Origin of the sequence: Rhizobium acidisoli, assembly GCF_002531755.2 — a bacterium.
Lineage (GTDB): Bacteria > Pseudomonadota > Alphaproteobacteria > Rhizobiales > Rhizobiaceae > Rhizobium > Rhizobium acidisoli.
This window is the reverse complement of the sequence record NZ_CP034998.1, coordinates 905,243-918,506: the sequence shown is the minus strand read 5'-3', so window position 1 is coordinate 918,506 and position 13,264 is coordinate 905,243. Positions and strand designations below refer to the sequence as shown.

At 62.5% G+C, this 13,264-nt stretch carries 11 protein-coding genes; 5 read left to right on the top strand and 6 right to left on the bottom strand.

All coding sequences use genetic code 11. From position 1 onward, the window contains the following. Positions 1-238 precede the first annotated feature (238 nt). Entirely contained in the window at positions 239-1,741 is a 1,503-nt protein-coding gene (locus tag CO657_RS04620; protein ID WP_054181679.1) for a protein adenylyltransferase SelO, read from the top strand. 141 nt (positions 1,742-1,882) lie between these two features. After that, positions 1,883-4,222, top strand: a complete 2,340-nt coding sequence (locus CO657_RS04615; RefSeq protein ID WP_054181678.1) for a glucose/quinate/shikimate family membrane-bound PQQ-dependent dehydrogenase — start codon at positions 1,883-1,885, stop codon at positions 4,220-4,222. Between the two features lie 477 nt (positions 4,223-4,699). On the opposite strand, the gene bla is transcribed toward CO657_RS04615, so the two are convergent. The 3 genes from bla to dmeR all read right to left on the bottom strand — a co-directional run bounded on the left by bla (position 4,700) and on the right by dmeR (position 6,989). After that, on the bottom strand, positions 4,700-5,590 hold the full coding sequence (gene bla, locus CO657_RS04610) for a class A beta-lactamase (RefSeq protein WP_054181677.1): 891 nt from the start codon (positions 5,588-5,590) through the stop codon (positions 4,700-4,702). 110 nt (positions 5,591-5,700) lie between these two features. Then, a complete protein-coding gene (gene dmeF, locus CO657_RS04605; protein WP_054181676.1) occupies positions 5,701-6,693 on the bottom strand; it encodes a CDF family Co(II)/Ni(II) efflux transporter DmeF in 993 nt (330 codons plus the stop codon). Positions 6,694-6,716: 23 nt separating this feature from the next. Beyond that, positions 6,717-6,989 carry a Ni(II)/Co(II)-sensing transcriptional repressor DmeR gene (dmeR, locus tag CO657_RS04600; RefSeq protein ID WP_003587785.1) on the bottom strand — a complete coding sequence of 91 codons (273 nt, stop codon included), beginning with the start codon at positions 6,987-6,989 and terminating at the stop codon, positions 6,717-6,719. Between the two features lie 260 nt (positions 6,990-7,249). Here dmeR and CO657_RS04595 point away from each other — a divergent pair, with 260 nt between their 5' ends. Beyond that, complete coding sequence (locus CO657_RS04595) at positions 7,250-7,744, top strand: GNAT family N-acetyltransferase (RefSeq protein WP_054181675.1); 495 nt, start codon at positions 7,250-7,252, stop codon at positions 7,742-7,744. 12 nt (positions 7,745-7,756) lie between these two features. On the opposite strand, the gene CO657_RS04590 is transcribed toward CO657_RS04595, so the two are convergent. The 3 genes from CO657_RS04590 to CO657_RS04580 all read right to left on the bottom strand — a co-directional run bounded on the left by CO657_RS04590 (position 7,757) and on the right by CO657_RS04580 (position 10,441). Continuing rightward, on the bottom strand, positions 7,757-8,671 hold the full coding sequence (locus tag CO657_RS04590) for a c-type cytochrome (protein WP_054181674.1): 915 nt from the start codon (positions 8,669-8,671) through the stop codon (positions 7,757-7,759). 136 nt (positions 8,672-8,807) lie between these two features. Next, positions 8,808-9,248: a c-type cytochrome gene (locus CO657_RS04585; protein WP_012557014.1), complete on the bottom strand. Its 441-nt coding sequence runs from the start codon at positions 9,246-9,248 to the stop codon at positions 8,808-8,810. Between the two features lie 158 nt (positions 9,249-9,406). Then, the gene (locus CO657_RS04580) at positions 9,407-10,441 is read right to left on the bottom strand and encodes a LacI family DNA-binding transcriptional regulator (protein WP_054181673.1); all 1,035 of its coding nucleotides are present in this window, start codon (positions 10,439-10,441) and stop codon (positions 9,407-9,409) included. A 161-nt stretch (positions 10,442-10,602) separates the two neighbouring features. Between CO657_RS04580 and CO657_RS04575 the strand changes: the two genes are divergently transcribed. Further along, a complete protein-coding gene (locus CO657_RS04575) occupies positions 10,603-12,177 on the top strand; it encodes a sugar ABC transporter ATP-binding protein (protein WP_054181672.1) in 1,575 nt (524 codons plus the stop codon). Beyond that, positions 12,177-13,187, top strand: coding sequence for an ABC transporter permease (locus tag CO657_RS04570; protein ID WP_054181671.1), 1,011 nt, complete (start codon positions 12,177-12,179; stop codon positions 13,185-13,187). The genes CO657_RS04575 and CO657_RS04570 overlap by 1 nt, the downstream gene beginning before the upstream one ends. Positions 13,188-13,264 lie beyond the last annotated feature (77 nt).

Below are 13,264 nucleotides of genomic sequence, written 5' to 3'. Positions count from 1 at the left end.
CGCGGCGGAGCACACGAGGCTGCAGGGCCGCGGGGGATGACATGGCGTAACGCCAAGGGGAGACGATTTTCTATACGCCCGCGATCATGGCGGCGCTATGTCCTTTATGGCAAAGCTGCTTTGCCGAGAGGTAAAGGCAGATCACGATTCCTTGCATCGGCCTGTTCTTCGTGAAGGGTTTCTGGCTCTTCATCCGAACCGGCTTGCGCCGCAGCCACCCCGGCCCTACCTATGAAGCATGACCTCCACACTGCAGAAAAACCGGGCCGGCGCGGCCTTTCCGTTCGACAACAGCTATGCCGGCTTGCCCGCCCGCTTCTTTGCGGCTCAGGCGCCGACCGCGGTGGCGGAACCCTGGCTGATCAAGCTCAACGAGCCGCTGGCGGCCGAACTCGGGCTCGATGTCGAGGCACTGCGCCGCGATGGTGCGGCGATCTTTTCCGGCAACCTCGTTCCCGATGGCGCCGAACCGCTGGCGATGGCCTATGCCGGCCATCAGTTCGGCGGCTTCTCACCGCAGCTCGGCGACGGCCGGGCGATCCTGCTCGGCGAAGTGGTCGACCGCAGCGGCAGGCGCTACGACATCCAGCTGAAGGGCGCGGGCCCTACGCCTTTTTCGCGCCGCGGCGACGGGCGGGCCGCAATCGGGCCGGTATTGCGGGAATATATCATCAGCGAAGCGATGTTTGCGCTCGGCATTCCAGCCACACGGGCGCTTGCGGCAGTGACGACGGGCGAGCCTGTTTATCGCGAAGAGGTGCTGCCGGGCGCGGTCTTCACCCGCGTCGCGGCCAGCCATATCCGGGTCGGCACCTTCCAGTTCTTTGCGGCAAGGGGTGATACCGAGGGTGTGCGAGCGCTCGCCGATTATGTGATCGACCGGCACTATCCCGCGCTGAAAGACGCTGACAATCCATATCTTTCACTGTTTTCGGCCGTCTCCGAGCGGCAGGCGGCGCTGATTGCCCGCTGGCTGCATGTCGGCTTCATCCATGGGGTGATGAACACCGACAATATGACGGTCTCCGGCGAGACGATCGATTTCGGCCCCTGCGCCTTCATGGACAACTACGATCCGGCGACGGTGTTCTCGTCGATCGACCAGCACGGCCGTTATGCCTATGCCAACCAGCCCGGCATCGGCCAATGGAACCTGGCAAGGCTCGGCGAAACGCTGCTGCCGCTGATCGACGAAGAACCGGACGGCGCCGTCGACAAGGCGAATGCGGTGATCCGGGCCTATGGCGAACGCTTCCAGGCGCATTGGCTGGCCGGCATGCGGGGAAAAATCGGCCTTGCCGGCGAAGAGGACAGCAATCTCGAGCTGGTGCAGGCGCTGCTGTCGCTGATGCAGGCGCAGGGCGCCGATTTCACCCTGACCTTCCGGCGGCTGTCGGATCTTGCCGGCGATGCCGCCGCAGAGCCTGCTTTTGCCGCAAGTTTCCGGGAGCCGGAGGCCTCTGGGCCCTGGCTTGCGCAATGGCGCGAGAGATTGTCGCGTGATCCGCAAACCGCCATTGAGCGCGCCACGGCCATGCGCCGCGTCAATCCGGCCTTTATCCCGCGCAATCATCGGGTTGAGCAGGCGATCGAGGCGGCGGTCGAGAACGGCGATTTCTCGCTGTTCGAGGCGCTGCTGACGGTGCTGGCGAAACCCTATGACGACCAGCCCGGCTTTGCCGCTTATCTGGAGCCGCCGAAGCCGAGCGAGCGAGTGCTCGCGACCTTCTGCGGGACGTGAGCGGCTTCACTACAACCGTACCGTGACGTCTGCCTGCGGCAAATGCGGCCGTTGAAAGGCATCTCCTTCGCGCTATCTGGCTGATCGGCGGGGCTTTTCCGCCGCATCTTCATCCGGCTAAATCAAGCGGGAGACAGCCATATGGCGATCGTCGTCACCTCCATCCTCTTCATCATCATCGGGCTTACGCTCGGTGGCGGCGGGCTCTGGCTCGTCACACTCGGCGGCAGTATTTTCTACCTGTTCGCCGGGCTGATGTTCCTGATCACCGCCGGGCTGCTTCTGATGCGCAAGGCGGTGGCGCTCTGGGTCTATGCGGTGCTCGTCGTCGCAGCACTCGCCTGGGCGATTTGGGAGGTGGGTTTCGATTGGTGGCAGCTCGGCCCGCGCGGCGGCATGATCATCCTGCTCGGGCTCTGGCTGCTGACGCCGTGGATCCGCCGGCCGCTCGGCTTTCGCAGCCCGACGGGCATCACCTACGGCGCCAATCCCTGGCCGCTCGCAGTGCCCGTCATTCTCGCCGTCGTCGTCGCGCTCTATTCGATGACGACGGATCCGCACGATCTTGCCGGCGAACTGCCGAAGGATGCGGTCGCCGCCAACCCCGCCTTCGGCGGCAACGTGCCGGATGGCGAATGGCACCAATATGGCCGCACGCCGTTCGGCCAGCGTTATTCGCCGCTCGACCAGATCACGACCGCGAATGTATCCAGCCTCAAGGAGGCGTGGCGATACCAGACCGGCGACATCAAGCGGCCGGATGATGTCGGCGAGACGACCTATCAGGTGACGCCGCTCAAGGTGAAGGACACGCTCTACCTCTGCACGCCGCACAACTGGGCGATCGCGCTCGACGCCAAGACCGGCAAGGAGAAATGGAAATATGACGCCAACTCCGGCATGAACCCGGACCGGCAGCACCAGACCTGCCGCGGCGTCACCTATTATGCCGATCCCGATGTCGCCGCCGGCCAGCCCTGCGCCGAGCGCGTCTACCTGCCGACCTCCGACGCCCGGCTGATCGCGCTCGACGCGGCGGACGGCAAGGTCTGCACCGGTTTTGCCGATCAGGGCGTGCTGCATCTGGAAACCGGAATGCGCTACAATCCGGCCGGCTATTATTACTCCACCTCGCCGCCGGTCGCGGTGGCGGGCAAGATCATCGTCGGCGGGGCGGTGAACGACAATTATTCCACTGAGGAGCAATCCGGCGTCATCCGCGCCTTCGACATCAAGACCGGCGCGCTGATCTGGAACTGGGATTCCGGCAATCCCGACGTGACAACGCCGCTTCCCGCAGGCCAAACCTATACGACCAACTCGCCGAACAGCTGGTCGGTCTTCAGCGTCGATGAGGCGCTCGGCATGGTCTACATCCCGCTCGGCAACCAGGTGCCCGACCAGCTCGGCATCAACCGCAGCGACAATGTCGAGAAATTCTCCTCCTCCATCGTCGCGCTGGATATCGCCAGCGGCCAGTTGCGCTGGGTGCGCCAGACTGTGCATCACGATCTCTGGGACATGGATGTGCCGGCCCAGCCGGCGCTGATCGATCTGACCAAGCCTGATGGCACCGTCGTTCCCGCCCTCGTCGGCCCGACCAAGCAGGGCGATCTCTACGTGCTCGATCGGCGCAGCGGCGAGCCGATCATCCCGGTCAAGGAAATCGCAGCGCCCGGCGGCGCGGTTTCAGGCGATCACACCGCGCCGACGCAGCCGACCTCCGACCTCACCTTCTCGCCGGAGCCGCTGAAGGAAAAGGACATGTGGGGCGTATCGCTGTTCGACCAACTCGCCTGCCGCATCGATTTCCACCGGTACCGCTACGAAAGCCGCTACACGCCGCCATCGCTTGGAGGCACGATCGTCTATCCCGGCAATTTCGGCACCTTCAACTGGGGCTCGGTGGCAGTGGACCCGGAGCGGCAGATCATGTTCGGCATGCCGACCTACCTCGCCTTCACCTCGCGCCTGGTGCCGGCCGCCGACATTCCGCCGCGAGGCCAGGACGAAAAGGGCAGCGAACAAGGGCTCAACCGCAATGACGGCGCGCCCTACGGCGTCTTCATGGGGCCCTTCCTCGGGCTCTTGAAAATCCCCTGCCAGGCGCCGCCATGGGGCTATGTCGCCGGCGTCGATCTGCGCACCGGCAAGATCGCCTACATGCACAAGAACGGCACCGTGCACGACATGACCCCGCTGCCCCTACCCTTCAAGGTCGGCGTGCCCGGCATCGGCGGCCCGATGCTGACCAAGGGCGGCGTCGCCTTCCTCGGTGCTGCGGTCGACAACTACCTGCGCGCCTACGACGTGACGAACGGGCAAGAACTCTGGGAAGCCCGGCTTCCGGCCGGCGGCCAGGCGACGCCGATGACCTATACGACAAGCGACAACAAACAATATGTCGTCATGGTCGCCGGCGGCCACGGCTCGGTCGGGACCAAGCCTGGCGATTATGTGATTGCTTATACGCTGCCGTGATGGAGGGGCTGGCGTCTCAACGCAGTGCTTTTGGCTGTGGGCCTTCGGGTCAAGCCCGAGGACGACAGAAGGTGGGGGAGCCTATGTGGCAAGGACCGTAAGCGAGCGGTGATTTTGTTGGCGTTGCCGCCTATTTTTTACGCGATCCCAACGCGAAATCGTTGAGGCATTTTGCTGGATTCCTCCAGGCGATCTCGCCTCTTGCCCATACGCTCCCCCACCCTCCGTCGTCCTCGGGCTTGACCCGAGGACCCATGGCCGCAAGCGCTTCGTTTTGTTGGACTGATCAGGCGACCACCGTCGAACAAATTCAAGCAAAGTGCTTGCGGCGTGGATACTCGGGTCAAGCCCGAGTATGACGGAGAGTGGGGAAAGCTATGCGGCAGGAGCCGAGACGCCTAGAGCAATTCCCGATCCGTATGCAACCGGCCAGGGGTTTTCCCGTGGGAACCGATCCGGCCCTCGCGCCTCCTCGATTCACACCATCTCGACAATCATCCGCCCAACCTCGGCAAAGACTGGGTTAAGCTCCTTCACCGGCGCGGTCGCCTCGGCGATGTAGACGGCGGCGACGATTGGGCCGCGGTTGGGGGGCCAGATGACGGCGATGTCGCCGAGGGAGCCGTTCGGGCCGGTGCCGGTCTTGTCGCCGACTTTCCACCCCGCCGGCAGGCCGGCTCGCAGCCGCTCGCTGCCGGTGGTACTGGCCACCAGCCAGGCGACCAGCCTGTCTGCGGAGGCTTCGGTGAGGATCGAGCCGAGCGTCAGGTTGCCGAGCGTGTCGAGCATCGCATCCGGCGTGGTCGTGTCGCGCGGATCGTCCTTCCTGCCCTCGTTCAGTGTCGGTTCGGTGCGGTCGAGGCGGGTGGTGCCGTCGCCGATCGAGCGCAGCCAGTCGGTCAGCCCCGCCGGGCCGCCAAAACTTTCGAGCAGCAGGTTGCCGGCCGTGTTGTCGCTGACCGTCACCGCCGCCTCGCAAAGCTCGGCGATGGTCATGCCATCGGCATCCGCGTGTTTTTCGCTGAGCGGCGAATAGTCGACCAGCTTGTCCTTGCCGTAGGTCACCCGCCGGTCGAGGCTCTCCTCGCCCCTGTCGGCGCGGGCAAGCACGAAGCCGGCGGCCAGCGCCTTGAAGGTGCTGCACATCGGAAAGGCCTCGCTGCCGCGATAGTTGAAGGAAATGCTGGTGTCAGTGTCGAGCACCGAGACGCCGAAACGGCCGCCGGTGCGTTTTTCCAGCGCCGCAAGACGCTTCTGGATGTTGTCGTCGTCCTCCCCGGCCTTGTCCTCGGCATTGGCGGACAGGCCCAAAACAGGCAGGCAAAGCGCCGAGCCGATCAGCATGCGGCGGGTAAGACTGAGATCCATGATATCCTCCGGCGGTAAGGAGGACAGAGCTAAGGCGCGATTGCGGCGGCATCTCGTCCGCCGCGGCGACTTCGTCGACCGCCGTGCAACCTCGTTGTCCGCCGCGGCGATTACGCCGCGCGCGTAACCTCGACGGTCACATGCGACAATTCCGTCAGCGCCGAAAGCCTGCCCTTGTAGAAGGCCGGTTCGCGCGGCGTCGGGGTGACAACGGCGACGATGGCGGCGTGATGGCCGGGGCCGACCTGCCAGACATGCAGATCGGTGATCCGGTCTTCCTCCGTCTCGATCGCGTGGCGGATTTCCGCCGGCAGCGTCTCGCCGTGCGGCACGACGTCGAGAAGGACGCCGCCCGAGGATCGCATCAGGCTCCAGGACCAGTTGGCGATAACCAGGCCACCGACGATGCCCATGATCGGGTCGAGCCAGAGCCAGCCGTAGAGGCTGCCGAGGGTCAGCGCCGCGATGGCGAGCACGGAGGTCATGGCATCGGCGATGACATGCAGATAGGCGGCGCGGATATTGTTGTCGCCGGGCTTTCCGTGATGATCGTGGCCGTGGTGATCATGGGCGTGATGGGCATGATCACCGTGATGGTGCGCATGATGACCATGCGCGTGATGGCCATGCGCGTGGCCGCCGCCAAGCAGCCAGGCGCTGACGAGATTGACGGCAAGGCCGATGACCGCGACGGCGATTGCCTGGGCAAAACCGATCGGCACCGGATTTGAAAGGCGCAGCCAGCTTTCCCAGGCCATCAGCAGGGCGATCAGCGCAAGAATGATGGCGCTCGCGAAGCCGGCGAGATCGCCGAGCTTGCCGGTGCCGAAGGTGAAACGCGGATTGCGCGCCTGCTTGCGGGCAAAGAGATAGGCGAGCGCCGAAATCAAAAGCGCGCTGGCATGGGTCGACATATGCCAGCCATCGGCGACCAGCGCCATGGAACCATAGGCGGTGCCGGCGGCGATTTCCGCCACCATCATCACCGCCGTCAGCGCGATCACCAGCCAGATGCGCCGCTCGTTCACCGCGTGATCGGCGCCGAGGAAGATATGATCATGTTCCAGCGCGTCTGCTCCAGCATTCTCGATCCCGGTACTCATTACAGGCTCCTTCGTCACGGCACTCAGCGGATATAGGTTCGCAAGACTTCCGATATTTCCTCGACCGCCTCGGCCCTGGCGGCGTCGTCCTCGGCATTCAGCACATGTTCGCGCAGATGATCGTCCAGCACCTCGCCGGTCAGTCCGGTCAAGGCGCCGCGAACCGAGGCGAGCAGCTGCAGGATTTCGCCGCAGGGGCGCTCGGCCTCCAGGGCTCGCTCGACGGCCTCCATCTGCCCCTTCAGGCGACTGACGCGGGCGATGAGCTTCTTTTTCTGCAAGGTGGTGTGAGACATGGCCCCTTATGTAGCATAGGGGGGTATACTATCAAGAGAGAAAACGGGATCGATACCGATCTGCGCGATCGGCCATTGACAAACACGGCATTTGCGACGATTGATGCGCCATGATCAAAAACGCGCACCAGAGCCGCTCGTATTTTTGGCTGTACCTGTAAAGGGCGGCTGGACAGATCATATTGTCAACAAGCCGCCGTCAGGCGGCTTTGTTGTATCGGCAGCGTCCTGACGGCAGACTATCAAAGGACGCGAAGACCATGACCGAAATCGAAGACAGCGAAATTTCACTGATGCGCCCGTCTGTGGTGACGATCCGCGCCGCGAAGCCGCGCGACCTGCCCGAACTCAATGCGATGATCGCCCTCTTGGCCGCCCATCACGGTGATGCGGCGGCAACGACGCCGGAGCAGTTGGAGCGCGACCTGTTCGGCCCGCTGCCGTGGATCCATGCACTGGTCGCCGAAACCGGCGACGGGCTGATCGGCTACGCCATTCTCGTGCCGCTCTACAGGGCGCAGGAGGGAAAGCGCGGCATGGACCTGCACCATCTTTTCGTGCGCGACGGCCATCGCGGCCACGGCACCGGCCAGCTGCTGGTCGACCGGGCCCGCGAGACGGCGCGCAAGGCCGGCTGCGGCTACCTCTCCGTCAGCGCCGCCACCGGAAACGTGCTGGCGCATCGCTTCTACGAACAGCTGGATTTCACACCGCGGCCGGTCACCGGCATGCGCTACATGCAGTCGATCGCTTGAGGCAGGTCTGTCCTACCGTCCCGGCACCGCCTTCAGATAGGCGGCGATCGCTTCGCGGTCGGCGGCCGGCAGATGAGCGATGTTCTGCTGCACATCGACCATCGAGCCGCCGACGCTATCGAAATCGGGGGTGAAGCCGGTTTCGAGATAGCTGGCGATATCGGCCTCGCTCCAGCCGCCGATGCTTTTGGAGGCCGGCGTGATATCGGGTATGCGGCCCTTGCCTTCCGGATTGGGGGCGCCGGCGAGCCACTGATCTGCCTGGAAGCCGCCGAGCACATCGCGCGGTGTGTGGCATTCGCCGCAATGGCCGGGGCCTTCGACCAGATATTGCCCGCGCTTGATCTTGTCATCGCTCTTGGCGAGCGCAACACGCGGCTGATCGTTGAAATAGAGGAATTTCCAGCCGCCGAGCGCCAGCCGGATATTGTATGGGAACGGCAGTTCGTGCGGGGGCGCGACATTTGCGCTCTTCGGCAGCGTCTTCAGGAAGGCGAAGAGATCGTAGACGTCCTTGTCGCTCATGCGGGAATAAGAGGCATAGGGAAAGGACGGATAGAGGTGCTGGCCGCCCGGACCGACGCCGCGCTTCATCGCATTGCCGAACTCAGCCAGCGACCAGCCGCCGATACCGGCCTTTTCATCGGGCGAGATGTTCGGCACGTGGAAGGTGCCGAAAGGGCTTTTCAGCGCCAGGCCGCCTGACAGCGTCAGCTTGGCATCGCCTTCGGAACCGGGGGCGGAATGACAGCTGACACAGCCGCCCGCCCAGAACACCATCTGGCCGTTTGCCGGATCCGGCGCGCCGAGACCGGCCCAATGGCTTTCCGGCAGCGGATCGGGTGCGGTGACGAGATAGAAGGCACCACCGCCCAGCACGGCGACGCCGATCAGACAGAGCAGTAACCGAATGAACCTGCGGATCATGCCCCGCCTCCCCTTTTGCCGAGATTTTCCTATAGGGACCGATTCTGCGACCAGCCCCGAACAGCCGGAGAATAAGGTGATCCGCGCCGGCGGCAAGGCTGGCGCGGATCGGTGTCGGAGGGGAATGACCTATCGCTCACTCCTTGATGCGATAGGCCTTGTGACAGCCGCCGCAGCTGGCGCCGAGCGTGTTGACCGTGGCGCCGACAGCCGCGGCATCGGCCGGAAGCTGGGCGAGCGCGGTTTCGGCATCGGTGGAGAGCTTCGCGGCGCGCGCCTTGAAGTCATCCATGTTTTCCCAGATTTTCGGGCTCGCTTCTTGGTCGCCCGTTTCCGTGCCCGGCTTGAACTGATCGGGGAACACCTTGGCCGTCGCGGCGATCGTCGTCAGCGCCGCTTTCACCGCTTCGGCATCATAGGGCTTGGTGCCCTTGGCGATGGCTCCCAAAGCGCCGGCCGCACCGCCGATCTGCTTCATCAGGGCAATGCGCGAATCATGCGTGCCGTCGGCGGCGGTTACCGAACCGAAGGCTATTCCTGCCATCGCTGCGGCGGCAGCTACTGCTTTCCAATTCATATTCCTCTCCATTTCTTTCTGCATTTTCCCGAGCCAAGGCGGCCGACGGCCAATCTGCACCGGGAGCATGACAAAATCCATGCCCTCCGGGCAGTCACGTTTTGCCGGATCATCATAAAAACAATGTGATAAGCAGCTGAACTGAGTGCAGAGAAGCTTCAAATATTCGTGGCCGTGTAAAATTCAAATGGGACAATGTGCTGCGAAACTATTGGCGATCGGCCGGTATCGAGAGCTTCCGCCATGGCGCGCACTAGAGTCTCTCCCAGCAGCTTTGCCGGATGAGACAGGACAACCCTGATCAGCCCCTCAGCAAGACCGACTCTCGTTTCGTTCGTGAGCTCGTGTGCTATGACCACCAGGCGTTTGGCTGCCGGCCCACCATCCTCTCGCAAGGCTCGCATCACACCCGTAATGCCGCCGCCGGCAACGTAGAGTCCGACCCAATTCGGCTCCGTCTGCAGAAGGCGGCGCGTCGCCTCATAGGCAATTTCGGGCTCTTCAAGAGTCGCAACCGTCTCCAGCATCTGGAAACCCGGCGCACTCTCCCGGAAATACGACCGAAACCCCATTTCGTTCAGCTCTTGGGCTAGATATCGGTGACTTCCGACGAAGACGGAAACCTTGCCGCCATTGCCATTCAGCCCGGCTATGAACCACGCGGCCGTGCGGCCCTTTTTGACGCAGTCGTTGCCGACATAGGCCGCACGGGAGGCGGTGGAAATATCGGAAATCATTGTCACGACCGGAATGTTTTCCGACGCCAGACCATCGACGGCGTGGTTCACCTGCGGGTGGTCGGAGGTAATCATGCCGATGACGTCGGCTTCGCGACTAAGAGCGTAGATCGCCTCGGCAGCCTTGTCGGGCGCAAGGTCGTCCATAAATCTCACGATCGCTCTTCCATGGGCGTCGGGGAACGCCTCGGTCGCCGCAACGAGAATGTCGTTCCACATTTGATAAAGCTTGCGGTGAGACTGCTTGAGAAGAAAACCGAATTTGATCACCGGCTTGTCGTGCTCAAGTCGGCGAGCGATGGCTGTCGCCCCATGAAAGCCGATCTGGCGGGCGGCGTTGAGAACCCGCTCGGCCGTCTGTGGACGCACTGGATCGCGACCGTTCAGCACGCGATCGACCGTTGAAATGCTCACATTTGCGGCCTTTGCCAGGTCGGGGATCGTGGGGCGAGACATCAGCAACCTCTCATTATCTGATGCCATTTATGAGAGGTTTTGGGAGAAAAATCTACCAGTTCGTTGACAGATTGGGTAATTTTCGCGATTTCATCGTCCAGAAAATGCCAGCTTGGCAGGAGAGCTTGGGAGAGCTCTCTCATCTGGAGGAAAATACTCTCATGACTGCGACCTTTCAAAAGGTGGCGCCGCTTTCGGGCGGCGAAGGCGATCGCACGCCTATGAATAGCCGAGCTGGCCTCGTTCTTGAGATGCGGTCGATCACCAAGGCATTCCCTGGTGTTCTTGCGCTCGATGGCATGAGCCTGAAGGTGCGTGCCGGCACGGTGCATGTCCTCGTCGGGGAGAACGGCGCGGGCAAGTCGACGCTTATGAAGATCCTGAGCGGCATCTACGCAATTGACGGTGGAGAGATCTTTTTCAGGGGCGAGAAGCTCGATCACCAGAGCGCTGCCGGCGCGCTGGAACGAGGGATTTCGATGATCCACCAGGAACTCAGCCCGGTGCTCGACATGACCATCGCCGAAAACATCTTTCTCGGCCGCGAGCCCACTTATGGCCAGACGGGCGTTTTGTCCCGGTTCGTCGATTTTGATCGGATGAATTCTGAAACCCAGACGCTCCTCGATCGCCTGGGCCTCAAATACAGCCCCAAAACGAAGATGCGCGACCTGTCGATCGCGACGATGCAACTCATCGAGATCGTCAAGGCGATTTCCCGCAAGGCCTCTCTCGTCATCATGGACGAACCGACGTCGGCGATCAGCGACACGGAAGTTACGATGCTCTTCAGGCAGATCGCAGACCTGAAAGCAGCAGGCGTCGCGATCATCTACATCACCCACAAGATGGACGAGATCTTTCAGATCGCCGACGACATCACGGTGATGCGTGATGGCCAGTTCGTCGCAGCGGCGCCGGCGAGCGAATACGAGCCGGCAAAGCTGATTTCTCAGATGGTGGGCCGCACCATCTCCAGCATATTCCCGAAAGAGGAGGTGCCGATCGGCGAGGTCGTCCTTTCTGTCGAGAACCTCTCTCGTGACGGCGTTTTCGAAAACGTCAGCTTCGAAGTCCGTGCCGGCGAGATCGTCGGCCTTTCCGGCCTGATCGGCGCCGGGCGGACAGAGGTCGCCCGCGTGATCTTCGGCTTGGACGCGGCAGACGCGGGCGTCATCCGCCTGAATGGAAAACCGCTAAAGCTCGCGTCCCCGAAGGATGCCATCGCCAACGGCATCGCCATGGTCTCGGAGGATCGCAAGGCGGAAGGTCTGGTGCTTTGCCGGTCCGTCGGCGAAAACATTTCGCTTGCGAACCTCAAGAAATTCGCGTCCGGCCTTTTCATCAGCGAGCGGCAGGAAGAGACCGCCGCCCAGCGCATGATCAAGATGCTCCAGATCAAGACGCCCGATACGGCAACGATCGTGGAGAACCTCAGCGGCGGCAATCAACAGAAGATCGTTCTGGCCAAATGGCTGCTGGGTGATCTGAAGCTGCTCATTCTCGACGAACCCACACGCGGCATCGACGTCGGGTCGAAATCCGAAATTCACAGGCTGATGACCGAGTTCGCTCGCCAGGGGCTCGCAATCGTCATGATCTCATCCGAGCTGCCCGAGATCCTCGGCATGAGTGATCGCGTGGTGGTGATGAGCGAAGGCCGGGTCACCGGCGAACTGACAAGAGACGAGGCCAATCAGGAAAACATCATGCGCCTCGCCACGGGAGGACACTGATGAGTATTGAACGCGCAGACGCGGTCGCGAAACGAGAAGGCCATGTCATCTCAGGCTCTCGGAGCATGAGCTTTTCTCAGATCTATCGCAAGTACGGCACAATCCTGATCTTCGCCGGCATCTGCGTCCTTGCCTCGATCTTGAGTCCGACATTTCTGACTGAGGCCAACCTGACCAACGTCCTGCGCCAGGTCGTCGTGGTGAGCCTTCTCGCGTGCGGCGTTACCTTCATCATCATTCTGGGGCATATCGATGTGTCGCTGGGATCGGTCCTGGCGCTCTGCGGCGTCTTGGCGGCCAGCGTGATGGCGATGACCGGAAGCGTCGTTCTGGCGGTCGCCGCCGGTGTTGCGGTCGGGATCGTCACCGGTGTCATCAACGGCTTCATCATCACCTTTTTCCGCATCCCGTCATTCATCATGACCTTGGCGATGACGACGGTGGCGCGCGGCGCTGTACTGCTTTACACGGGCGGTTCGCCGGTGACGGGACTGGGCGACTTCAAAGTGATCGGCCAAGGCTCGCTCGGCCCGGTGCCGATTTCCGTGACCATTCTTGCGGCCATCGTCATTGTCTCCTGGATTCTTCTCAACAAGACCAAGTTCGGCCGATACGTCTATGCGGTAGGCGGTAACGAGCGTGCCGCCCGCGCTTCCGGCATCAATCCGGACAGCATCGTCGTGAAGGCCTTCATCTTCAACGGCATCCTGTGCGCGGTCGCAGGCATCGTGCTCATGTCTCGCATCAACTCCGGCCAGCCGGCCGGCGGCGTCGGCTACGAATTCGATGCGATCACCGCTGTCGTCGTCGGCGGCACCAGTCTGATGGGCGGGACTGGAACCATCACCGGCACGATCATCGGATCGATGATCATCGGCGTCATCAACAACATGCTCAATCTCATGAATGTCAGCTCGTACTGGCAGCAGATCATCAAGGGTCTGATCATCGCGATCGCCGTGATCCTCGACGTCTGGACCAAGTCTGCCCGCAGCAAAAAGAAGGCATGACCACCGTTCTTCAGCAGGCCCGCGCCTGCATGGGAACCAACTCCTTGTCGGCGGGGGCTTCCCGCATCCGGAATGAA